At 58.0% G+C, this 20,087-nt stretch carries 22 protein-coding genes; 5 read left to right on the top strand and 17 right to left on the bottom strand.

Features of this window, described 5'->3' with window-relative positions:
• Positions 1 to 11 precede the first annotated feature (11 nt).
• From AB3G88_RS07500 to AB3G88_RS07455, 10 genes are all read right to left on the bottom strand, one after another.
• Positions 12 to 902, bottom strand: coding sequence for an alpha/beta fold hydrolase (locus AB3G88_RS07500; protein ID WP_400527097.1), 891 nt, complete (start codon positions 900 to 902; stop codon positions 12 to 14).
• On the bottom strand, positions 899 to 2,221 hold the full coding sequence (locus AB3G88_RS07495; protein ID WP_480453573.1) for an ATP-grasp domain-containing protein: 1,323 nt from the start codon (positions 2,219 to 2,221) through the stop codon (positions 899 to 901). The genes AB3G88_RS07500 and AB3G88_RS07495 overlap by 4 nt, the downstream gene beginning before the upstream one ends.
• A complete protein-coding gene (locus tag AB3G88_RS07490; RefSeq protein ID WP_400527101.1) occupies positions 2,170 to 3,102 on the bottom strand; it encodes an alpha/beta hydrolase in 933 nt (310 codons plus the stop codon). Before AB3G88_RS07490 ends, AB3G88_RS07495 begins: the two co-directional genes overlap by 52 nt.
• 11 nt (positions 3,103 to 3,113) lie before the next feature.
• Complete coding sequence (locus AB3G88_RS07485) at positions 3,114 to 4,403, bottom strand: MFS transporter (RefSeq protein WP_480453571.1); 1,290 nt, start codon at positions 4,401 to 4,403, stop codon at positions 3,114 to 3,116.
• A gap of 61 nt (positions 4,404 to 4,464) precedes the next feature.
• On the bottom strand, positions 4,465 to 5,418 hold the full coding sequence (locus AB3G88_RS07480) for a class I SAM-dependent methyltransferase (protein WP_400527105.1): 954 nt from the start codon (positions 5,416 to 5,418) through the stop codon (positions 4,465 to 4,467).
• A 46-nt stretch (positions 5,419 to 5,464) separates the two neighbouring features.
• A complete protein-coding gene (locus AB3G88_RS07475; protein WP_400527107.1) occupies positions 5,465 to 5,761 on the bottom strand; it encodes a Rieske 2Fe-2S domain-containing protein in 297 nt (98 codons plus the stop codon).
• On the bottom strand, positions 5,742 to 7,127 hold the full coding sequence (locus AB3G88_RS07470) for an iron-containing redox enzyme family protein (protein WP_480453569.1): 1,386 nt from the start codon (positions 7,125 to 7,127) through the stop codon (positions 5,742 to 5,744). The genes AB3G88_RS07475 and AB3G88_RS07470 overlap by 20 nt, the downstream gene beginning before the upstream one ends.
• Positions 7,128 to 7,478: 351 nt before the next feature.
• Positions 7,479 to 7,778, bottom strand: coding sequence for an Ada metal-binding domain-containing protein (locus tag AB3G88_RS07465; RefSeq protein ID WP_480453568.1), 300 nt, complete (start codon positions 7,776 to 7,778; stop codon positions 7,479 to 7,481).
• Positions 7,779 to 7,837: 59 nt separating this feature from the next.
• Positions 7,838 to 8,941: a bifunctional DNA-binding transcriptional regulator/O6-methylguanine-DNA methyltransferase Ada gene (ada, locus tag AB3G88_RS07460; protein ID WP_480453567.1), complete on the bottom strand. Its 1,104-nt coding sequence runs from the start codon at positions 8,939 to 8,941 to the stop codon at positions 7,838 to 7,840.
• Positions 8,942 to 9,038: 97 nt separating this feature from the next.
• Positions 9,039 to 9,755, bottom strand: coding sequence for a 2OG-Fe(II) oxygenase (locus AB3G88_RS07455; RefSeq protein ID WP_480453566.1), 717 nt, complete (start codon positions 9,753 to 9,755; stop codon positions 9,039 to 9,041).
• 202 nt (positions 9,756 to 9,957) lie between these two features.
• On the opposite strand from AB3G88_RS07455, the gene AB3G88_RS07450 reads away from it, so the two are divergent.
• Both AB3G88_RS07450 and AB3G88_RS07445 read left to right on the top strand, forming a co-directional pair.
• Entirely contained in the window at positions 9,958 to 10,425 is a 468-nt protein-coding gene (locus AB3G88_RS07450) for an RNA methyltransferase (protein WP_003189607.1), read from the top strand.
• A 67-nt stretch (positions 10,426 to 10,492) separates the two neighbouring features.
• Entirely contained in the window at positions 10,493 to 10,843 is a 351-nt protein-coding gene (locus AB3G88_RS07445; RefSeq protein WP_099587454.1) for a YgaP family membrane protein, read from the top strand.
• A gap of 60 nt (positions 10,844 to 10,903) precedes the next feature.
• Here the strand turns inward: AB3G88_RS07445 and AB3G88_RS07440 are convergent, their stop codons facing one another.
• Complete coding sequence (locus tag AB3G88_RS07440; protein ID WP_158877114.1) at positions 10,904 to 12,124, bottom strand: hypothetical protein; 1,221 nt, start codon at positions 12,122 to 12,124, stop codon at positions 10,904 to 10,906.
• Positions 12,125 to 12,137: 13 nt separating this feature from the next.
• Positions 12,138 to 12,587, bottom strand: coding sequence for a YcgN family cysteine cluster protein (locus AB3G88_RS07435; protein ID WP_003172524.1), 450 nt, complete (start codon positions 12,585 to 12,587; stop codon positions 12,138 to 12,140).
• A gap of 153 nt (positions 12,588 to 12,740) precedes the next feature.
• Between AB3G88_RS07435 and AB3G88_RS07430 the strand changes: the two genes are divergently transcribed.
• A complete protein-coding gene (locus AB3G88_RS07430; RefSeq protein WP_099587456.1) occupies positions 12,741 to 13,325 on the top strand; it encodes a nitroreductase family protein in 585 nt (194 codons plus the stop codon).
• A gap of 47 nt (positions 13,326 to 13,372) precedes the next feature.
• Here AB3G88_RS07430 and AB3G88_RS07425 read toward each other — a convergent pair whose 3' ends face one another.
• The 5 genes from AB3G88_RS07425 to AB3G88_RS07405 form a co-directional block, all read right to left on the bottom strand.
• The gene (locus tag AB3G88_RS07425; RefSeq protein WP_480453565.1) at positions 13,373 to 14,305 is read right to left on the bottom strand and encodes a D-2-hydroxyacid dehydrogenase; all 933 of its coding nucleotides are present in this window, start codon (positions 14,303 to 14,305) and stop codon (positions 13,373 to 13,375) included.
• Between the two features lie 107 nt (positions 14,306 to 14,412).
• Positions 14,413 to 14,706 (bottom strand): YcgL domain-containing protein, encoded by a 294-nt coding sequence (locus AB3G88_RS07420; RefSeq protein WP_099587458.1) that lies wholly within the window; start codon positions 14,704 to 14,706, stop codon positions 14,413 to 14,415.
• Positions 14,703 to 15,836, bottom strand: coding sequence for a ribonuclease D (gene rnd / locus AB3G88_RS07415; protein ID WP_099587459.1), 1,134 nt, complete (start codon positions 15,834 to 15,836; stop codon positions 14,703 to 14,705). Before rnd ends, AB3G88_RS07420 begins: the two co-directional genes overlap by 4 nt.
• A 122-nt stretch (positions 15,837 to 15,958) precedes the next feature.
• Entirely contained in the window at positions 15,959 to 16,558 is a 600-nt protein-coding gene (locus AB3G88_RS07410) for a class I SAM-dependent methyltransferase (protein WP_099587460.1), read from the bottom strand.
• A 101-nt stretch (positions 16,559 to 16,659) separates the two neighbouring features.
• Positions 16,660 to 18,030: a glutamine synthetase family protein gene (locus AB3G88_RS07405; RefSeq protein WP_480453564.1), complete on the bottom strand. Its 1,371-nt coding sequence runs from the start codon at positions 18,028 to 18,030 to the stop codon at positions 16,660 to 16,662.
• 344 nt (positions 18,031 to 18,374) lie between these two features.
• On the opposite strand from AB3G88_RS07405, the gene AB3G88_RS07400 reads away from it, so the two are divergent.
• Positions 18,375 to 19,148 (top strand): transporter substrate-binding domain-containing protein, encoded by a 774-nt coding sequence (locus AB3G88_RS07400; protein WP_480453563.1) that lies wholly within the window; start codon positions 18,375 to 18,377, stop codon positions 19,146 to 19,148.
• A 48-nt stretch (positions 19,149 to 19,196) separates the two neighbouring features.
• A complete protein-coding gene (locus tag AB3G88_RS07395; RefSeq protein WP_480453562.1) occupies positions 19,197 to 20,036 on the top strand; it encodes a cache domain-containing protein in 840 nt (279 codons plus the stop codon).
• Positions 20,037 to 20,087 lie beyond the last annotated feature (51 nt).

Below are 20,087 nucleotides of genomic sequence, written 5' to 3'. Positions count from 1 at the left end.
AAAGCGCCGGCTCATCGGCAATGCGCCCTGATGTGCCCCAAGACTTGTTCATTGTCCTCAATAAAGCCGAATGAGCCACTTTGCTCCAGGAACGTCAGTTCGACGCGCGCGCACTGAAACCCAAGTTGAAGCGCCGGATATAGCGCCCGATCAAAACGTCCGGCCAATACCTTGGTAGGCGGCACTAATTGTTCAAGCAACGGCCTGAAGTCCGGGATCAGCAACAACTTCCCGCCAAGGGTGAAATCAACATCGGCACCACAAAACTGCGGATAAAGCTCCGTATTGCGTGAGCTTGGCTCACTGAACAATTTGCTCGCGTTAGCCGGGTCATAGAACCTGACCAGAGTGGCTGCCTGACCGAAGAGCGCCTGCATACGCGGCGACGTGGACACTTCGCCCTGAGTATGCAATTGGCATATTTGCGCCCATACATGAGGCAACTGCGTGGCAATAACCTGATTGATATTTTCATGGTTCTGCTGCCACATCTGCGGGCTATGCAGAGAGTTGCAAAGCAGTACGGAGCGCACCAGGTCGGGCTGATCCAATGCCACCTGCAAACTGATCAGCCCACCGTAAGAAAAACCGAACAGATGAACACCCTCCGGGCAAAGTTGGCTGATCAATGCCGTTACATCGAGCACATCCTGCGCAAAGCTGATATCGCCCAAATCGTCCGGCTTCTCGGAGCGCCCACGGCCATAAAGATCGACATAAATGACGCGAAAATCGGCATGCAGGGCGTCGAAGTGCGGATGAAACAGGGCGTGTGAGCCGGCCGGGCCAAGACCGGATAGCAACATCAACGGCGGTCCATCACCCGCCTGTTCGACCCACAGTTGTTTCTCGCGCACCTCATGGAACGCGCCAGGTGCGTGCTGTACCGGTGAAGCCATCATGCAACCCCCTGCATACCCTGTTGAAACACCTCGGCTTCGGCCTGCCGAACAGCCACTACATCCTCGGCAAGTTGCCGCCGATCTTCGTTAGCCAGTACCACGAAGCCCAATGCCAGGGTTGCGAACAGATCCTGCGTCGGCGGTACAGCTTGACCTTCTTTGACCTGAATGCTCGCATCAACATAACTGCGCAATGCGGCAAGTGCGTGCAGCTTTTCAAGATTGCGCACGATGCAAGGCGCCAGCGCTCGGAAAAAAACCACCGTCATATGTTTAAGAAGGTAAAAGCGTTTGGATGGTGTGATGCCTTGGGCAAAGTACTTCACTGCTCTATGAACCTGGCTATCGCCCGTGGCTTTCACGCACAGCGATGGGTGCCCGCCGCCATGAGGCCTGGCACCCAATTCGATCAACCGTGGGCCGTCGACAGTTTGCATAATTTCAATATGGGAGTTGCCCCAGGCAATACCGAGCGCATTAAGCACCTGCTCGGCATAGCCAGCCAGGGTTTCAATGATTGGGTCGTCGTGGCTGACCCAGTCCATCCGGTCATAGATGGCCATGCTATTAACGTTATCTAACTTGGCGTATTGGCATACGCTGCACAGGGTGTGAACCCCTGCGTAACTGAAGGTATCAACGACGTACTCGGTGCCGGAAAGGTACTCCTGAACCAGAACCCTGTCGTTAATAATCCCCAGCCGGTTGGGCTGATGAAGCAGCCGTGTAAATGCCTGCTGCAAGCTTTCATCGGTGCTGACCTTGGTGACGCCATCGGTACTCGCGCTCTTGGGTGGCTTGACGACGAGGTCCCGTTGGGCCAGGCCATTATCCAAGCGCCAACGTTGCACACTCGCTAAGTCATCGGTGCATATCTGCTTCATCATCGGTACGCCAGCCGCAGACACCGCTGCGGCCATAAACCCCTTGTCACGCCGAGCGATGGCAAGCTCCAGCCCATTGCACGTCTGAGGCAGCAGCAGGGGGGCGAGGCGCTCAGCAAGCTCCACCCCGGACTCGCAGCCGGTCAGCACGCAGATGGGCGAGTAGTCACGTAATTCTCCAACCAATTCCTCCAAATCAGCGGCAGGCGCCACATACACCCTGAAGAAATCCTGGGGCCGATACGACGCGGCATACACCTGCGCAGGCTCCACGCACGACAACACCGCAATCACCCTGACGCCCTCGCGCGCAAACTCTTTCGCAAACTGATTGCCGGATGAGTATGGATCGACAATCACGGCGTAACGCTCAAGAGAGGACGTCATGATACGTCCCTCGTCATTTCGCTGATTCTGGCGCAGTAACGCGTCCATGCGTCCTCCACCATCGGGCTGAGCGCACGTGCGCGGATGGCGGCATGAACCAAGCCGGGCTCGATGACCAATTCGACATCAATACCCTGGCGCTGCAAGGCTTGCGCGTAGAGCTGGGCATCAATCGCCAGTGAATCTTTCTCCGCGCCCATCACATAGGCCTTGGGCAAACCGCTGAAATCGCCGGAAATCAGGGGCGAGACGTAAGGGTGCGAAGTGGTCGACGGGTCCGGGGTATAGCAGGCCGTGTAGAACTCCATCTCGCCCCCGGTCAGCAGCGGCGCATCATCGCCGCCATTGCGCCAGCGGGTGAAATCCAATACAGGGCTTATCAGGGCTTGTCCCGCAAGCGCAGGGCCATTGCGGTCACGCGCCATCATTGCAACCGCCACCGCCATATTGGCGCCTGAACTATCGCCCGCCAAGATGATTTTTTTCCGGTCGATATCCAGGGTATCCGCCTGTGCGCAAGCGTAGAGGAGTGCGTGGTAGCAATCCTCCAGTGCAACAGGGAATGGATATTCCGGTGCCAGCCGAAAGTCCACGGCCATGACTTTGATCTGGGATTTTGAAGCGATTTCCGCCGCGACAGAATGATGAGTGTCGAGGGACCCCATGACAAACCCGCCGCCGCGGATATAAATAACCATACCGTCACTCATCGACTGAGACGGCTCGTAGAGCCTGAATCGAAGGTGCGTATTACCACACGTAACGCTGTGTTCCGCCCAATGCACATGCGGAGGCAGCTCATAAGGAAACTCGACCACAAGGCTCTGATACAGACGGCGCTGATCCTCCATCGCGTAAGTGAAGAAATCGGCAGGCATAACCGCGTTACAACGATCAACGAACTCTTCTATACCCGGTGCGTATGTCATCGCAAGGGCTCCTATCTGTTGTGGGAAGAATCTGTACCAAAGGGAGTATTGGGCTCGCGCAGATCTGCCAGTATTCCGCGGCGAATAAGCGGTATCAGACACATCGCGGTTCCAATACCGCCCACCCAAAGTGTCCATTCAAGCCCAATGTACTTAATGATCAACGAGGTCATCACGCTGCCCAAGGGTATTGCGCCCCAGATCATGAAGCGCTGCACCGAATTGACGCGACCGAGCAGGGACAACGGTGTATCGGTCTGCCTCAGGGTCAGGGAAGTCGGACCGAACACTCCCTCCCCTAACCCGTGTAATACGCCGGCAGCTATCAGCCCGGCGATTGATCCAGAGGCGCCAAAGACAGCAATAAGAAACAACCCACTAACCGACGTAGCGGCGGCAATCACCAGAGTGCGCGCCATGCCGAAGTGGTTGAGCAACCTCGCAGCAATCAGGTTAGCGATCGGAAAACCAATAGCTGCTGCACCGATGACCAAACCAATGACACTGGGCGCAAGCAGCAGGATGTCCTTGCAATAAAGCACTAGGCTGGTTTCGATAACCGTCAAAAACAGCACATACACGGCGCCGCATAAAAAAACCGGTTGGAGCTTGGGGTGCGAAAACACGAACTCCAGGCCGGTTTTTATATCCGCCATGATGGACCGGCGTGCTGTGGATGCATGATTCTGTGCACGTTCCACGGGCGCATCCCGGATAGCACCTAACGTAAGAATCGAGATCAGAAACGAGCAACCGTTAAGAAGAATGGCCATCGGGGGACCAAACACCGTGATCAACGGCCCCGCCCCAATTGGCCCGAGCGTGCGAGCGATCGACTCGGAGAAAAACAATTTTGCGTTGCCTTTCTGCAAGTCGGACGCAGTGGAATACATTTCCGGCAGGAGCGAGTTGTATGCCACCTGAAAGAACACCGTTGCAGTGCCGGCGATCAGGATCAGGCCCATCAGTATCGGCAATGTCAGCATGCTGCCCATGGCCATAAGCGCGATTGTCGCGTAGACCAACATTTGCACCAGATCCGCCAGGATCATGGTGTTTCGCTTGGGCAGCCTGTCAATTAAGGCGCCGACCGGCAGGCCGAACGCCAGGAACGGAACAAACATCAAAAATGGCAAAAGCACGGCTTCCGCTGCCGATGCGCCCACGGTTACTACCGCCAGGAAGGGTAGCGCGATCACCATGAACTGATTTCCCAGCAGGCTCAGCGACTGCCCTGACCAGAGCAAATTGAAGCTTTTGTGGTCGGTGCGCAGCAACGGGTCTTTCTGTACAGCGTCCATACACACTCTCCTCATTCAAGAAAACCAACGGCGTTCGATGCCTGTCGAACGACGCGGGCTATCAATTGGCGATATCTCCAAACAACCGGGAAGTAAGTGGTTTACCAAACCGAACGCCGTTACAACTTAGACTTAACGCAACTCGATACTCTTGGAACGTCTCAACATAAATGGGCCTCTCAAATAATTGAACCGCTTGCATCCAGTGCGAGCAAGCATTGCAGGGCTCATTGGATAAACAGGTGGTTTCATTGAGAAAAAGATCGAACCAAAATACGACTCCATGAACCAACGCATTGACGTTGGCGGTAAACGTCAGTTCCAGACTGGCATCAAAAACAAACTTACTGTTGAAATCGACGCTATAGAACTCGACAGTATTACTGACCAACCGATGCGGCCATGTCTGCAAGCGCACTGGAAAATAACCCGCTGTCTGAAAACTATTGAATGCGCTGATGTCGAGACCAAAAACATCGTCATACACACAATTCAAATTGGCCACCTCTTGACTTGATAACAAGCAGGCGTGCAATTTCACTGATTCAGGAATAACAATAGCGCCGGGGCTGAGCAACTCACGTTTTGCGTGAGTCAACGCATGACCAAACCCTTCGCCAAAAAAGCCGCAATCAATGGTTTCGGAAATCATAATATCGATATTGCGCGGAATGTCCTCACCGGACACCAGATCGATTGATAATTTATTGATCACGGTGACTCTGTGTTCTAGACCATTTATCCGGATAATCTCCTCTGCCTTGGCCGCCATCAAAGGGTTGAACTCACAGGTATAAACATGCTGGGCGCCCTTCCGGGCAATTAGCATCGCCAACAAGCCCGAACCGGTACCAATATCAAGTACGGTTTTATTGGTAAAGTCAGTAGCATTGATCGCATCAAAAAAAGCCTTATTGCGTTGCCGGTCGTTCAGCATGGAAAAATGCCAGCGAGGGATGGTGGCTATCCAGGGGTCACCCACTTTGAAAACAGCCTTATCGTTATGACTCGACATGCTAAATCTCCGAAGTTCGACAATACACCTAGCCCAGCAAAATTAATCATATTGCGTAGATAAGTCGCTCAATATCTTGAAGTCCGACCCAGACCGTGCTCGAGTTCTCCACGAAGGCAACATCCAAGTAGTGAATCCGGCACTTCCTCGTCTTTTTACCATGCCAGGGACAGATCACCGACCCAGTGTTTTCTGTGCCATGGGTCAACGGGCCACCTCGATGCCGGCAGGTCATATCCTTAAACGTCATATGCCCCTCTTCATTGCGTTGCATTTGAATATATTTACCGGCCGCTTTGATAACGGGCAGTAGCTGAGATTGATCAAAGGCTATAAGTCGCATATTGGCGGTAATCCCCGATAGACAGAACTCGGTATTTACAAAAGTCAGACAACACCAATGCACCGTGCAGTCTATTCTTCGCGATCACTACACACTCACCGGGCGAGAGGTCACTGAAACAGTCCGGACCGTGGCAAAACCGCAGCAGGCCTTCATCTACAATACAAAACTCGTCACCGTCATGGACGTGCGGAACAGAAAGCTCACCCTTGGGCTCATTGAGGTAGGCCACCGGGATATTTTCGATATTTTTCAGTACAGCTTGTTTGATATCAATGGCCAGCTGAAGATAGAGGGGACGCTTATTCATCCAGGTGATCTGTGCGCACAGTTCATCTTCCATGATCTGCTGGAGCATGCAGGACATCTCAACCCCCCTCACAAATTCGGGAAATACCGAAGGTCCATAACGCTCCGCCAGCGGCAGCAAAATTTCATTTAAGGTCATCGAACCGTGGAAATCGTCTATGTGCACATGTTCGGTGTAATAGCGCACGTCCACATTCGGGAAGTGCTGCAACAGCAAGTCCCTGACTCTGCCGCAATATGGCCCGAAGGAGTTTTCTGCATAGGTGATTGCACCGATATATTCAAAAAAACATTCCGGGCTTCGAGTCAGCTTATGAAAATAATTATTATTGATCAGCGAGGAGGCCAGGTAGAAATTCCAGTAAGCATGGGAATTATCCAGCATGCCGATAGATTTAAGTGTCGCCTTGAATAGCGTACTGTGCTTGGTCGCGTGCTTGCCATAACCGAACTCATCGAGCAGTACTCGAAACACTGCGGATTGCGCATCGCCATAATCCCCCTTCGCAAATCTCGCCATGTGCGAAGACTCAGGAAGGAAATCCACAGCGTGTTGCATCACTAACAGCTTCACCATCAATTGCGGGTCAATAGCACTTTGAATCAGGCTCAAAGAATCCTGTACGACTTCGCTACGGGGTTTCAGCTTCTCTGCTAAAAAAGATTTGAACAGCGCCTCGTCCCATGCCCCACCCACTTTAACTTGACGCTGCAAAGCACCCAGCACTTTCTCCTCAAGCAGAGTAATCAGCTCGTTTGCCAGTGTTCTAAGCGGTGTGCCATACGCAGTTTTCAGGTCTTCTACAATATTATTGGACGCCGTTGGCAGATAGAGAAAATCTTGTTCGTACAGCGCAGTCAATGTTCGATTCATCGTCAGGGATGAATAGCTGAACAATCTATCTGGCGTAACACTGTCAAAACCAGTGCTGGGAAAAGCTTGCGGTCGAAGTGGGCGCTTCCAGACAGACTCAGACTCCACCCAGTCCTCGCCGTCCTGATAATGTTCCATCTCGCCCAAGTTTTTCATAAGGCATTCAAATTTGTGCGCACTCATTGAACCACTCCCAAGTCATCAGATTTTTTGAAAAAAACCAAAGCTTTTATCGCTCGGTATATCGGACATTGGCGACGCGTTCTCCTTGCACCGCGCATCAGCACTACGGAAGCAACGAGCGGCAGGATCAAAGTATCGAAGAATATTTATCGAAAAACTCGGTTTCTTGCTTTTATATTTTTTTAACATCGATTTTTTTAGACGCACGCAAAAATACGTCGATACTGTAGGACCTCGGACTACAACACTTCAATTATTTAAACAAAAAAACATTATTTGCGCGCAACCACTAAACAAGACACTTCTAAGTTCGCCACTTTATCGAATTGAATGCACTGGGACAGCGACAGCCTAAGGCTCACACTGCTCCGAAAGCACTTTGGCTCCTATGTGTTCCTTAGGTGTCAACTTCCACTCAAGGTAACTAGCAGGCATGCATCTGGAGCACGGACGATAGCCTGCCAATCGAGCAACCTGTTCATCTATAAAAAACACACGATCCTTCACATACCCACCTTTGCTCAACGCCCGAAGTGCAGCTGGGCAGCTCAAAAGCCCGTAGATTTTGCTTTTTTTATGCCCGCCAAATTGACCTGGCTTACGACTCAGGACGAAATTGCCGTGGGAATCCAAGACCGTCCATCGCTTCATTGCGCGCCCTACCCCGTTCAGTAGCCACTAGCAGGACCGCGGCAAATCACCGGGGTGGCTCATCCGCCATTTTTTGCAGCGTGCATGCCCTTCTCGCACTCAATTAACTTGCGCTTACGCTCCACTCCCCAACGGTAGCCAGACAATGCTCCATCGCTGCGCACCACGCGATGACACGGAATCGCAACCGCCAGCTTATTGGCCCCGCATGCGTTGGCCACTGCGCGGGTAGCGCTGGGCATGCCTATCCTCGCGGCGACCTGAGCATAGGTCTCGGTCGTTCCAGCAGGAATATCCCTCAGCGCCTGCCACACCCGCTCTTGGAACACGGTGCCACGGATATCCAACGGAAGCGCGAGGTCGGCGCCTGGGGACTCGACAAAGCCGACGACAGTCGCTACCAGCGACTCGAACTCGGCGTCGCCACCAATCAGGTTGGCATTGGGGAACTGGTCCTGAAAGCTTTCAACCAGCGCATTGGGGTCATCCCCCAATAAAATAGCGCAAATGCCGCGCGCGCTTCGGGCCACCAGAATCGAGCCCAGCGAGCTTTCGCCCAGTGCAAATTTGATGTCCACGTTGGCGCCCCCGGCACGGTACTCCGTGGGCTTCATGCCAAGGATGTTTTGTGAAGCCTCATAAAATCGGCTATTGGAGTTATAGCCGGCCTCATAAAGAGCATCAGTGATGGTGCCACTGAGCGAAAGCTGGTCTCTGACGCGCGAACGTAACGAGGAGACGCTGTAGGCTTTCGGCGTCAGACCCGTGAGCCTCTTGAAGACGCGATGGAAGTGGAAACTGCTCATGCCCACCCGTTCGGCCACGTCACCCAGGTTGAGTACCGTATTCGATGTATCAATGAGCCGGCACGCTTCAGCGACTGCCAAGGCGTGCTTCTGAGCGACGACTGCCTGGTTGCTGCTGTCGCGTTTGGAGGCGCGAAAACCGGCCCTCTCTGCTTCGGCGGCCGTATCGAAAAATACGACATTTTCCGGCCGGGGCAGCTTACTCGGACTGAATGGTCTGCAATAAACCCCTGTGGTCAGCACTCCGTAGACGAAATCAATGCACGCATCGGCCTTTCGATTTACAAGGATATACCAGCGCGGATCGTCCTCGGCCTTCAGCACGAGTTGAGTGGTCTGGTCTTTAACGCATTCCATGGCAACGCCCCATTTCGCAGTTTCCGCAAGCCTATCGTTATTAATCCGCCTTTAAACTCCGCGTCTTGCTGTCAAATTCAAACACTACGAAGCTCCATCACTGCGCATCATGGAATATCACCCCGAGGGTAAACCGGTCCCCTGCGCGGATCTCGCTCACGCCGTGGCGCGTAAATACGGAGTAGAAGCCCCTGACGCCCTTAAGGGGCCTGCGGTTGACCGCAAAAATAACGGCATCGCCCTTGCGCAAAGGCACTACGCTGACCTTGGACTGCATCCGCGGTCGCTGTTCGGTAAGCACGAATTCGCCGCCGGTAAAGTCTTCATTGGGCTCGGACAGGAGGACTGCCATCTGCACGGGAAACAAAATTTCTCCATACAGGTCGCGGTGCAGGCAATTGTAGTCGCCTGCACCGTAGCGCAGCAGCAGTGGCGTGGGTCGCTCTTGCCGGCCGTCGTGGCACCGGCTTAGAAAGTCATCGTGGCGGTCAGGATAGGGAGGCGCGAGGCCAAGCTTATCGCTCCAATAGTTGGCCAGTGGAACCAAGTGTGGGTAAACACAGGATCGCAATGTGGCGATAACCGGAGGCAGCGGGTAGGCGAAGTACTGATAGTGGCCCGCACCAAAGCCGTGCCTGCTCATATTGATATGCGACCGAAAGATGTCCGGCTCGCCGTAGCTGTCGATTAGACGCTGGCAGACGTCTGGATCGAGCAGCTTCTCGATGACGGTAAAGCCGCTGGCGTTTACGCGGTGTAGGTGCTCACTCCAGTTTTCACCGGAGAGCCTCGTTTCCAGTACCGTTTCGACCATGACATTCCCCTACGGTTTGCATGTCTATCAACCTAACGCAGGCAATCAACGGAAGCCTCCCGTTTGTTGCTATCAAATTAATCCGATGAACCGCTTCGAGCTGTACCGCACTTATCAAGGGCTTGTCCCCGATCGCGATCGCCCAAGCACCACAGCCCTCAGCACCGTATAATCGCCGTTTTTCTCCAAGGCACCCTTCCCCGTGGGCAATAAACGCTACAGCTGCATCGGCCTGTATAACCCCAAATCCCCCGAAAACGTCGGCTCGGTCATGCGTGCCGCCGGCTGCTACGGCGTGGCCTCGGTGTTCTACACCGGCGTGCGTTACGAGCGCGCCCGGGACTTCATTACCGACACCAAGAAGGTCCATCACGACATTCCGCTGATCGGCATCGATGACCTGAAAAAAATCCTGCCCCTGGGCTGCATCCCGGTCGCCGTGGAACTGGTGGAAGGCGCCCGCCCGCTGCCCGAGTACACCCACCCCGACCGCGCCCTGTATATCTTCGGCCCGGAAGACGGTTCGCTGGATAAAGAGATTCGTGACTGGTGCGAAGACGTGGTCTACATCCCGACCACCGGTTGCATGAACCTCGCCGCGACGGTCAACGTGGTGCTTTATGACCGCCTGGCCAAGGGCAACAACACCCGTTCGGGCCCCAAGTACTGATTTTTTGGGAACATCCGACGCCCGCCAGCAGTCAGCTACTTACACTTGCCCTTGTTGGAGACAGATCATGAGCGACAGCAAAAACGTGCGACCTATCATCGAACACACGCCGTTCCAGACTCAGCCCACGCAAAACGTGCACGGCTGGGAACGCATCGGCTCGGTGGCCGGTGGCGTGATGATGGTGGGCAAAGGCCTGCGCCGTGGCGGGATTTTCGGTTTGATTCAGGTGGCGATTGGCGGTGTGGCACTGGCCCGTGGTTTTACCGGGCACAGCTCGCTCAAGGACAAGCTGGAACAGGGTCGTCAGGAAATGAACAGCCTGCGCACCAAGGTCGAGCGTGCCGGGGCAGAGCTGAAGAACCTGAAGACCAAAGCTGAAGTGGCGGCTGAGAAGGCTGTTAAAACCACTGGTTAGATTCAAATGTGGGAGGCGGCAAGTCCCCTCCCACATTTTGTTTCGTGCATGACGGGGACTTCAGCGCAGTAACTTGCTGTCCAGCACCACCGACGACTCGCCAATGATGCTTTCGGCCAGTTGCACAAACTCTTTCGTCGTAATGCTATTGGCCCGCATCACTGCCTGCGCAAGGTCGTCGAGCGAGCGCTTGTTATGGGTTTTCACCCGAATCTCGCGGTCCAGCTCCTGCAATACCACCACTGCGCGCGCCACGGTTGCGCCGCTGACGTGCTCGCCGCGTAACGTCGTGACGTCCTTGCCTTCCTTGCTCAAGCGCACCTGTATTGCCTGATATCGCTCATCGGTAATCCCGCCGGCACGGCGCAGCAGTTCAATGGCGTAATACTCGCCAAACCCTTCGCTGATCCAGTCACTGGTGTCGTGATCGTTGAAGCGTGCAATCGCCTGCACCACTTCACGAATCAACGGGCTGCTGCCGTTTTCGCTGACCAGCGGCGTGCGGCTGTTGAGGTAGATCGAGTCATGGGCCGAGAACACGCCCCGGCGCATCGGGTCGCTGGCGCCCACCACCAACAGCTTCGCCGGATGACGCGGGAACGCAGCCTCGACCTGCGGCCAGACAAAGGTCAGCAACGTCAGCACATCCATGCGGCGCATGGCCTGGCCCTTGGGCGACGCTACGGTGACTTCGGTTTCGCCCAGGCGCACGCGGCGGCTGCCCAAGGTGCCGGCGAGCATCCAGCCGGTGGGCCGGTCGAACAGGCGGGAAACATTGTCGATGCGGAATTTGTGCTTGCCGATACGCGGCCAGGCGGTTTCGACGCTTTTCCAGCCCGCCGGCAGTTCGAACACCAGGCGCGAGACCAACTCGACGCCATCCTGCTGGTCGAGCCGCGCCGTCGGCACCAGGTCTTCGCCGCGAAACAGCGCCCAACTCGGGGTCATGCGCGCTTCATAGCTGCCCGGCTTGCGCGCTTGGGTGAGGTGCACGCGGTAGGTCAGGCTGGCCTTGTCGGCGCTGGGTTGCCACACGCCACGCTCGCCGCTGACCTGCCACTGGCCGTCGGCCTTGAAGTCGCTGTAACTGCCGGTGCGGCCCAGGTCGAAGTCGAGGCTGCGCACCGCCGAGCCTTGTGACAGGCTCAGGCGCACTTCAGCCTGATCGCTCTGGGGCAGCAGTTTGACGTGATAATCCAGGTCGACTTTCCTGGCGCACCACGCAGGCACGCTCAGCGCCAGCAGCACCAGGCTTGCCGCCAGCTGGGTTGCCACCTTCATACACACTCCTTTTTCAGCCTGCGCGGAAGATCAGGTAATCCTCCCAGTCGTCTTCGGGCACGCTGCCTTCGCTGAGCATGCGCCCGGACTGGGAAATGCGTTCGTGGTGCACGGCGTCGCGGTCGCCGCAGACCAGGTGGTGCCACAGCGGCAAGTCCTTGCGCTCGCTGACCAGGCGGTAGCCACAGGTGGGCGGCAGCCATTTGAACTGGTCGGCCTGGCCTGGGGTGAGCTGGATACAGTCGGGCACCGAGGCGCGGCGGTTGGGGTAATCGGTGCACTGGCAGGTTTTGAGGTCGAGCAGTTTGCAGGCGATGCGCGTGTAATAGACGCTGTTGTCGTCTTCGTCCTCAAGCTTTTGCAGGCAGCACAGGCCACAGCCGTCGCACAACGATTCCCACTCCTCCTGGTCGAGGTGTTCGAGGGTTTTGCGTATCCAGAAAGGTTCGACTTTGGCGGCCATGGCTCAACATCAGTATCGATAGGTGAAAAGGCCGCCAGTCTAGTGCCCAAGCCCCTTGGAACCAAGCGCTTACGACTGGCGGTGTAACAAGACTTGTCAGTCTAGCGGGCGCGCAGTAGCTTTGAGCGCCGAATTGACGATCAGGAACCGCTCATGACACGTGTTGCCGACCATCCGATCCACACCCAGTTCACCGACCGCTGGTCGCCCCGCGCGTTTACCGGCGAGGGCATCTCGCAAGAGACCCTGCTGAGCTTCTTCGAAGCCGCCCGTTGGGCACCGTCGGCCTACAACTCGCAGCCGTGGCGGTTTCTCTACGCGCGCCGTGACACGCCGGACTGGGAACGTTTCCTGGGTCTGCTCAACGAGTTCAACCGCGGTTGGGCGCAGCATGCCTCGGCCCTGGTGATCATCGCCTCGAAAACCGACTTCGTCGCCCCCGGCGCCACCGAAGAAACCCCGGCGCTGTGGCACACCTTCGACACGGGCTCGGCCTGGGGCCACCTGGCGCTGCAAGCCAGCCTCAGCGGCTGGCACACCCACGGCATGGCCGGTTTCGACCAGGAGCTGACCCGCAAGGAACTGAAGATTCCAGAAGGCTATGCACTGCATGCGGCCGTGGCCGTTGGCAAGCTGGGAGACAAGTCGACCCTGCCGGAGTATCTGCAAGGTCGTGAAGCGCCAAGCCCGCGCAAGCCGCTGAGCGAGCTGGTATCGGAAGGTGACTTCAGCCTTTAAGACGGACGCTTTGCCACTGTGGGAGGGGCCAAGCCCGCTCCCACAGTTCAGTAACCCCGCTCGAAATCCACGGTTCCGCGCAGCGCTTCATTGGCCTTATAGGCCCGCAGGTTCTCCAGAAACAACTCCACCATCATCGGCGGCGACGTCGGCGCAGAGCTGTGCCCGGTCAACAGCAAACCCCAGGCGGTCCAGAACGGATGGCGCTGTGGCAGCGGTTCCTGGCGGCACACGTCGATCACGGCGCCGGCCAGGTGCCCTTCTTTCAGAGCTTCGACCAGATCAGCATCCACCACCGCCACACCGCGCCCGACATTGATGAACAAGCCGGTCGGTTTGAATTGTTTGAACAGCGCCGCGTCGTACAGATCGTGGGTGTTCGGCGTGTTGGGCAGCAGGTTGATCACGTAGTCCACTTCGCCCACCAGACGCCCGAGCTGATCAAGCCCGGCCACTTCGATAAACGGCGCTTGCTCACGCTCAGTACTGGCAATGCCATACAGCTTGACGCCAAACGGCACCAGGAACTCGGCCACACTCTGGCCAATATCGCCGGTGCCCACGATCAATGCCTTGCGCCCAGCCAGGCTCTGGCCGGTGCGGCTGTCCCACTTGCGTTCGACCTGGCTGACCAGCCGCGCCAGCACTTCGCGCTCATGGCCGAGCATATACGTGAGGACAAACTCAGCCATGACCTGGCCATAAATGCCGACGGCGCGCGTCAGGCGGTAGTCGCGGGGCAAGCCTTCGGCCAGCAGGGGCGTGATACCGGCCCAGGTCGATTGCAGCCATTGGGGTTGGTGGCCCTGGCGCAGCAATGTCGCCAGCAGGTCCGGCTGGCCCAGCCAGACCGGGCAATCGGCGGCCAGGCGTGACAGTTCGGCCGAGTCGCCACTGGTGAGCACCTCAAGGTCCGGCGCCACATTGTTGAGCAGTTGGGCGTAGAGCGGGTGATCCTGTTCAGCAATCAGAACACGCATGGTTCAAACCTTTCAAAAACAATGCAGACGGCCGCCCGCATCCTTACGGCCACCGCCCACTAATACGATTCCATTGAAACATGTGCCCTGAAGCAGGCACTGACCGATTACATCGGGTCGTTGCGGCGCAGCAGCTCTTCGGGCAAGTGTTCGATGTACTCGTCCTCGGCCGGCGGCATTTGCAGGTGGTAGCCCTGTTTGTCGAGGTTTTCCAGGACCACCAGGATGTCTTCGCGCGACAGCTTGCGCTCCGGCGTCAGGATCATCTCGAACGCCAGATGGGCCTTGCCGAAGGCGGCCATCAACGGTTCCGGCACACGCTCAAGGGCATCGCTCTTGAGCACGTAGAGGTACATGCCGTCTTTTTTCAGGCTGCGGTAGATGGAGCAAATACGTTTCAAGGCTGTTCTCCGGCAGTGGCCAGGCTGTCGAGCAGCGCCTGGCCCATCAACTCGCGGCGCCAGCCACGCAGCGAGTCTGGCAATTTATAAGGCCCATCGGGGTAGCCGCTTTTAACCAGGGCTTCGAGGGTTTTCTTGCGCAGCATCAGTTCCGGCGCCATCTCCAGGCGTTCGGCGAACGTCTGGCCCAGGGCACGCAGTTGCTTGATCAGGTTGGCGGCGTCCACCGGCAGCGGTTCCGCCACGGCCGGCGGCCATTGGTCCATGGACACACTGCCGGCACGTTTGATCAGGTCCAGCAGGAACTGGCCATCCTGACGCACGGTGCGCGGGTGCATGTCTTCGATCTTGCCCAGGGCGGCGAGGTTATCCGGCTGGGATTTGGCCAGGGGCCACAACGAGTGTTCGCGAACGATGCGGTTGCGCGGCAAGTCACGGGCGCGGGCTTGCTGTTCGCGCCAGGCGCACAGTTCACGCAGCACGGCGAGTTGGGCACGGGACAGTTTCCACGCCAGCTTGGCGTCGCGGTACACCTCGTACGGGTCGACTTCGCGGCGCAGGTTGGCCACCAGTTCGGCGCCGTCCTCCAGCACCCAGGCGTATTTATCGTCCGACAGCTGCGGACGCAGGCGAATGTAGACCTCGGCCAAGTGCACCGCGTCTTCGGCGGCATAGCTGACCTGGGTCTCGGACAATGGTCGCTGCAGCCAGTCCGAGCGGGTCTCGCCCTTGGGCAGATCGATGTCGAGCACGGCGTGGACCAGGCGCGAGTAGCCCATGGAGAAACCGAGATTCAGGTACGCGGCTGCCAATTGGGTGTCGAACAACGGCACCGGCAGGCTGCCGGTCAGGCGCAGCAGGACTTCGAGGTCTTCGCTGCAGGCGTGCACCACCTTGATCACCGCCGGGTTTTCCAGCAGGTCGGCCAAGGGTTGCCAGTTGTCGATGGTCAGGGGATCGATCAGGTAAGCGCGTACGCCATCACCGATCTGGATCAGCCCGGCAATGGGATAAAAGGTGTCGACCCGCATGAATTCGGTGTCGAGGGCGACGAATGGCAACTGCTGCCATTCGGCGCAATGCTGGCCGAGGCTATCGTTGTCGCAGATCCAGTGAATATCGATGGCCACACGGCTCTCCCTTGAAGAATGGCGCGCAGTATATATCGCGAAAGGGGCTAGCGAGCATCCGCAGTGCACTGGCAACCATGAAAACTCAGACAGGAGATGAAGAATAGCCCTACGGGGCGGAGTTATCCTTTCTTACGCAGCACATAGACCCGCCACAGGTTTGAGCCTGGCATGAATTCCTGCTGGTTCAGGACTTTGAAGCCGGCCTGGCGAAACTCGTCGTCTACCGCAGTGCGCGAATTGACCGAGACAATCACCGTATCGCGGCTCACGCGGTGAAACTCGCGCAGCAACGCCAGGCGTCCCTCGCTGTTGGGCACATGGCGAAACAACTCCAAACAGAAGATGCAGTCCACCGCGTTCTCCGACAAACCGATGGAAAACGCCGAACCCTGAAAAGTCTTGACCCGCTTGAGCAGCGCCGCCGGGTGATGGGTGCACGCGTGGTCGAGCATGTCCTGGGAATTGTCCGAGGCGAGGATCACCCGGTTGATGTGTTCGGCCAACACCGGCCAGAAACGCCCTGAACCGCAGGCCAGGTCAAGGATCAACCCTGGTTCGCCGGCAACCTTGAGCGCCTGGCGCACCAGCCACTCGTCACGCCACGACGCCAGCCGCCGACGCAGTCCCGGTGGGCGCGTGTCTGCGCAGACCTTGGCATGTTCAAGGCCGCAGCGCTCGGCGTATTCGATCTCGATGGAGGATGGTGGTTGTGGCGACATCACGGGCTCATTGGGGTTAAACAGGGGTGAACGACCTTGATTCGCAGCTTAACCAGCGCAACGTGAAAAAAAGGTCGAAGCGTCCACTCCCCCTCATCCACTCAGGCCTGATGCAGGTACCAACGCCAATCCTGCTCGCCCACCTCGCCCATGAACTGGCGATACTCCGCGCGTTTTACCGCCAGGTACACACCGAGGAATTCACTGCCAAACGCCTCTCTGGCCCAGCTTGAGCCTTCCAGCGCACGCAAGGTGGTGAGCCAATCGGTGGGCAGAAACTCCGTGGCCTGGGCGTAGCCGTTGCCTTCCACCGGCGTGCCGGGGTCGCGCTGTTCGCGGATACCTCGGTGAATGCCGGCCAGGATCGCGGCAGCGGCCAGATAAGGGTTGGCGTCGGCGCCGCAGATGCGGTGTTCGATATGCCGCGAATGTGCCGGGCCACCGGGCACCCGCAGGCTGACGGTGCGGTTGTCCACGCCCCAGGTGACGGCCAGGGGCGCGTAGCTGTTGGTTTGGAAGCGGCGATAGGAATTGGCGTTGGGGCAGAACATCAGCAGGGAATCGAGCAAGGTGCCGAGCATCCCGCCCACGGCCTGACGCAGCAGCGGCGTGCCGTCGGCCGCCTCGCTGGCGAACAGGTTATGGCCTTGGGCATCCGCCAGGCTGACGTGCATGTGCATGCCGGTGCCTGCCAGGTCGTCGAACGGCTTGGCCATGAAGCACGCCGTCATCCCGTGCTTATGCGCCACGCCCTTGACCAGGCGCTTGTAGCGCACTGCTTCGTCCATGGCTTGCAGCGCGTCGGCGCGGTGTTCCAGGGTGATTTCCACTTGGCCGGGGGCGTATTCGGAGATGGCCGTGCGCGCCGGGATGCCTTGCAGCTTGCAGGCGCTGTAGAGGTCGGCGAGGAAGGGCTCGATCTGCTCCAGTTCGCGCAGGCCATAGACCTGGGTCGAACGCGGGCGACCGCCATCCCTATCCCGCGCTGGTTGCGGGCGGCCGTGGCTGTCGGGCTTCTCGTCGAGCAGGTAGAACTCCAGCTCGGCCGCCATCACCGGGTAATAGCCATCGGCGTTGAGCCCGTCGATGACCCTGGCCAGCACATGCCGGGGGTCGGCCACGGTGGCGGGCAGGCCTTCGATGGGGTGCATGCTGACTTGCACCGCTGCGGTGGGGATCAGCCGCCACGGCATGCGCTGCAAACTGCCGCTGATGGGGTAGGCGCGGCAGTCGATATCACCCACCTCCCACACCAGGCCGGAGTTCTCGACATCATCGCCATTGATGGTCAGGCCGAGGATGGTGCTGGGCAATGGCCGGCCGCTTTCATACACCGCCAGCAGTTCATCGCGGTGCAGCAACTTGCCACGCGGTACGCCGTTGTTGTCGAGGATAAACAGCTCGAACATCTCGATGTCCGGGTGCTGCTCAAGGAAAGAGTGGGCTTCGTGCAGGCTGGCGAAATCGCGCATAGGGTTTCTCATACGTTTGCTTCAGGCAGATGCGCACACAGGCGCGTCATCCATGGGGTAAATCAACGTAGGAGAAAGGCATCCGGCGGGCGCGCATGCCGGCAATGGAACAGCGCCCAGAATGCCAGTATGGACGGCAGTGTCGCGAGGTGGGTGGCGGCGGAACCGTCCATGGGCGCATCACGGTGATGGAGATGCCCGCAGCCTCACACGCCGGGATAGGCGCGTAAATTCAGGGATGACGGAGTTTGGTTACGCGCCGGCTAAACATTCGCCACGCCTTGCCACCCTGCCCCGCGCTGGAAATAATGGCTGCCCCCACCCTGCCCCAAGGACTCGACCGCATGAAAGCACCCTTAGCCCTGTGTGTACTGGCGAGCCTGGCCACCAGCGCCCTGGCCGACACTGCCCCGTCACGCCTCGACGAGGTGCTCCAGCGCGGCACCCTCAGCGTATGCACCACCGGCGACTACACGCCCTACACCAAGCTGCGCGCTGATGGCACCTATGAAGGCATCGACATTGCCATGGCCGAGTCCCTGGCCAAGAGCCTCAACGCGAAGATCACCTGGGTGCCCACCACCTGGAAAACCCTGATGCCGGACTTCCTCGCGCAACGCTGCGATATCGCCGTCGGGGGGATTTCGGTGTCCCTGGAGCGTCAGAAAAAAGCCTTCTTCAGCCAGTCCCTTGGCGTCGACGGCAAGATTCCGCTGGTGCGCTGCGCCGATGTGCAGCGCTACCAGACTGTCGAGCAGATCAACCAGCCCCAGGTACGGGTGATCGAACCGGCGGGCGGCACCAATGAAGTGTTTGCCCGTGCCCACCTGGGCCAGGCGCAGATCCGCCTGCACGACAACGTGACCATCTTCGACGAACTGCTCGCTGGCAAGGCAGACGTCATGATCACCGACGCCAGCGAAGCCCGTTACCAGCAGAAGCAAAAGCCCGGCCTGTGTGCAGTCAATCCTGAGCGGCAGATGCAGTACAGCGAAAAAGCCTTTTTGCTGCCCCGCGATGACGTGACCTGGAAAAGCTATGTCGACCAGTGGTTGCACCTGAGCGTCGCGACCGGTGTGTACCAAGGCATTGTCGACCAATGGTTGGCAGCGCCCTAGCCAAGGCCGTCTACGCTCTTGTCACATCAATAAAAACGAGGACGGACCATGAAGGGAATGCTCCGCGTCACCTGGCTGCTGCTGTTGTGTTTCAGCCAAGTGCACGCCGCCACAACTCAGGATGAGGACGCGCAGGCGGCCAAGGCCCTGCTGGAAAAAGCCCTGGCCTACTACCAGAGCAATGGCGACAAGGCCTTTGCCGCGTTCAGCCGCCAAGGGGAATTTATCGACCAGGACCGTTACGTGTTCGTGATCGATACCCAGGGCGTACTGCTGGCCAGCGGCGGTCCCTCCTCCGCGTTGATCGGCCGGGACGTCAACGAGGTATTGGGGCCGGACTTGCGCGAGTCGTTCAAGACCGCGCTCACGACACCGCAAGGCCAGGGCATCCAGCAGGCGGATTACCGCTGGCAGAACTGGAACGACGGCAAGATCGAGCACAAGCACGTGTTTTATCAGCGGGTGGGTGAACGCATCCTGGCCGTGGGCTATTACCTGCCACGGGCGACCCCGGAACAGGCCCGGGCCTTGCGCAACAAAGCGGTCAACGCGTTGCTCAAGGATGAAGCCGGTACGCTCAAGGCCATCAACTCATTGCAGGGCGGCTTCCTGCAGGATGATCTCTATGTGTTCGTGGTCGACCTGGACACCCAACGCTACGTGGCCCACGGCACCACCCTGCGGCTGATCAACACCGACTTCAGCAAGATCAAGGACCCGGACGGCAGACCGGTCGGCGAGCCGATCCTCAAGCTGATGGCGGAGCAGGACCAGGGAGAATACAAGTACCGCTGGAAAAACCCGGTGACGGACAAGGTCGAGAACAAGCATGCCTATGTGCGCAAGGCCGGGCATTTCATGGTTGCGGTGGGTTACTACAGCCCGTGATCTGGACGCGGATGCCTGAACTTGTGGGAGGGCGCTTGCTCCCTCCCACAC

Source organism: Pseudomonas arvensis (assembly GCF_056688935.1).
This window is presented reverse-complemented; position numbering and strand designations above follow the sequence as displayed.

Excerpts from the sequence above, each read along its gene's own strand:
- AB3G88_RS07500 (WP_400527097.1), bottom strand. The coding sequence starts at position 902 with ATGATGGCTTCACCGGTACAGCACGCACCTGGCGCGTTCCATGAGGTG.
- AB3G88_RS07495 (WP_480453573.1), bottom strand. The coding sequence starts at position 2,221 with ATGGACGCGTTACTGCGCCAGAATCAGCGAAATGACGAGGGACGTATC.
- AB3G88_RS07490 (WP_400527101.1), bottom strand. The coding sequence starts at position 3,102 with ATGACATACGCACCGGGTATAGAAGAGTTCGTTGATCGTTGTAACGCG.
- AB3G88_RS07485 (WP_480453571.1), bottom strand. The coding sequence starts at position 4,403 with ATGGACGCTGTACAGAAAGACCCGTTGCTGCGCACCGACCACAAAAGC.
- AB3G88_RS07480 (WP_400527105.1), bottom strand. The coding sequence starts at position 5,418 with ATGTCGAGTCATAACGATAAGGCTGTTTTCAAAGTGGGTGACCCCTGG.
- AB3G88_RS07475 (WP_400527107.1), bottom strand. The coding sequence starts at position 5,761 with ATGCGACTTATAGCCTTTGATCAATCTCAGCTACTGCCCGTTATCAAA.
- AB3G88_RS07470 (WP_480453569.1), bottom strand. The coding sequence starts at position 7,127 with ATGAGTGCGCACAAATTTGAATGCCTTATGAAAAACTTGGGCGAGATG.
- AB3G88_RS07465 (WP_480453568.1), bottom strand. The coding sequence starts at position 7,778 with ATGAAGCGATGGACGGTCTTGGATTCCCACGGCAATTTCGTCCTGAGT.
- ada (WP_480453567.1), bottom strand. The coding sequence starts at position 8,941 with ATGGAATGCGTTAAAGACCAGACCACTCAACTCGTGCTGAAGGCCGAG.
- AB3G88_RS07455 (WP_480453566.1), bottom strand. The coding sequence starts at position 9,755 with ATGGTCGAAACGGTACTGGAAACGAGGCTCTCCGGTGAAAACTGGAGT.
- AB3G88_RS07445 (WP_099587454.1), top strand. The coding sequence starts at position 10,493 with ATGAGCGACAGCAAAAACGTGCGACCTATCATCGAACACACGCCGTTC.
- AB3G88_RS07440 (WP_158877114.1), bottom strand. The coding sequence starts at position 12,124 with ATGAAGGTGGCAACCCAGCTGGCGGCAAGCCTGGTGCTGCTGGCGCTG.
- AB3G88_RS07435 (WP_003172524.1), bottom strand. The coding sequence starts at position 12,587 with ATGGCCGCCAAAGTCGAACCTTTCTGGATACGCAAAACCCTCGAACAC.
- AB3G88_RS07430 (WP_099587456.1), top strand. The coding sequence starts at position 12,741 with ATGACACGTGTTGCCGACCATCCGATCCACACCCAGTTCACCGACCGC.
- AB3G88_RS07425 (WP_480453565.1), bottom strand. The coding sequence starts at position 14,305 with ATGCGTGTTCTGATTGCTGAACAGGATCACCCGCTCTACGCCCAACTG.
- AB3G88_RS07410 (WP_099587460.1), bottom strand. The coding sequence starts at position 16,558 with ATGTCGCCACAACCACCATCCTCCATCGAGATCGAATACGCCGAGCGC.
- AB3G88_RS07405 (WP_480453564.1), bottom strand. The coding sequence starts at position 18,030 with ATGCGCGATTTCGCCAGCCTGCACGAAGCCCACTCTTTCCTTGAGCAG.
- AB3G88_RS07400 (WP_480453563.1), top strand. The coding sequence starts at position 18,375 with ATGAAAGCACCCTTAGCCCTGTGTGTACTGGCGAGCCTGGCCACCAGC.
- AB3G88_RS07395 (WP_480453562.1), top strand. The coding sequence starts at position 19,197 with ATGAAGGGAATGCTCCGCGTCACCTGGCTGCTGCTGTTGTGTTTCAGC.